The organism is Synechococcus sp. B60.1, from assembly GCF_047462555.1.
Taxonomy (GTDB): Bacteria; Cyanobacteriota; Cyanobacteriia; order Thermostichales; family Thermostichaceae; genus Thermostichus.
Genome location: NZ_JANSJN010000167.1, coordinates 1 through 1,413, shown reverse-complemented (window position 1 = coordinate 1,413; position 1,413 = coordinate 1). Strand labels below are relative to the sequence as shown.

Annotated in this window: 1 protein-coding gene; it reads left to right on the top strand. The window is 61.3% G+C overall.

What is annotated here, in order from left to right:
• Positions 1-48: 48 nt before the first annotated feature.
• Entirely contained in the window at positions 49-1,323 is a 1,275-nt protein-coding gene (locus NW863_RS12685) for an FAD/NAD(P)-binding oxidoreductase (RefSeq protein WP_414366795.1), read from the top strand.
• Positions 1,324-1,413: the final 90 nt, after the last annotated feature.

The following is a 1,413-nucleotide window of genomic DNA, read 5'->3' as shown; positions in this document are numbered from 1 at the left end:
TTGCAAGCCCAGTCAGCAGCAGTGCCGCAAAACGGCGCGCGCTCCGAGGTGCAGGGGGCTGCTTCTGGGAGTTCTCCTACAGTTATTCGCCATCAGATTGTTGTTGTCGGGGGAGGGGCAGCCGGCACCAGCGCAGCAGCCCAGTTGCTGGAGCGCCAGCGCAACCTCGACATTGCCATCATCGAGCCCTCCGACAAGCACTACTACCAGCCCGGCTGGACGCTGGTGGGCGGGGGCATTGCGCCGCTGGCCAAGTTTGTTCGCGATGAAAAAACCGTCATCCCCAGGGGAGCCAAGTGGATCCAGGCGCGGGTGGCCGAGCTGGATCCGGATCACAACCGCGTCATCACCGAGGCCGGCCAAGTTATCGAATACGACTACCTCATCATGGCCCCCGGGATCCAAATTGACTGGCACCTGATCGAGGGTCTGCCGGAAGCATTGGGCAAGGGCGGCGTGACCAGCAATTACTCCAAAGACTACGCCCCCTACACCTGGGAGACCATCCGTAACTTCCAGGGGGGCACGGCCATCTTCACCTACCCCGCCACTCCCATCAAGTGCGGCGGCGCGCCCCAGAAAATCATGTACATGGCCGACGACGTCTTTAAGAGCAAAAGCGGCGTTGGGGTCAACACCAAAGTTATCTTTTGTACTGCCACTCCCACCCTCTTCGCGGTGCCAGAATACAGCGCCGCCCTGGAGAAAGTGGTGGAGCGGCGCGGGATCCAGGTAAAGTTCAAGCACAACCTCAAAGCCATCCGGCCCGAGACGCAGGAGGCCATCTTTGAAGTCACCACCGACAAGGGCAAGGAGGAGGTAAGCCTGCACTACGACATGATCCACGTGGCCCCGCCCATGAGCGCCCCGGACTTTGTCAAGCGCAGCCCCCTTGCCGGGCCGGGTGGCTGGGTGGAGGTGGACAAGTGGACGCTGCAACACCCCCGCTACCCCAACGTATTTGCTCTGGGGGATGCCTCTTCCCTACCGACTTCCAAGACGGCAGCCGCAGCCCGCAAGCAGGCGCCGGTGCTAGCGGAAAACCTCTTGGCGGCCATGCAGTCGAAGCCGCTGCCGGCCCGCTACGACGGCTACACCTGCTGCCCCCTGATCACCGGCTATAACTCCCTAATCATGGCGGAGTTTGCCTACGATGGGAAGCTCGCCCCTTCCTTCCCCCTGGATCCAACGCGGGAGCGCTACTCTATGTACCTGGCCAAAGTGCACCTCTTGCCTTGGCTGTACTGGAACCGCATGCTCAAGGGCAAGAAATTTGAGGCGGATATCTTCAAGCCCCTCAACAGGCTGGTGCATCGCTACTAAGGCTCTCCACCCCCCTCACCCCCAGCCCCTCTCCCCAAAGGAGAGGGGAGTTCTTTTACAGAGCTTGCTCGCTCTGCTGCTGTGTTGTCT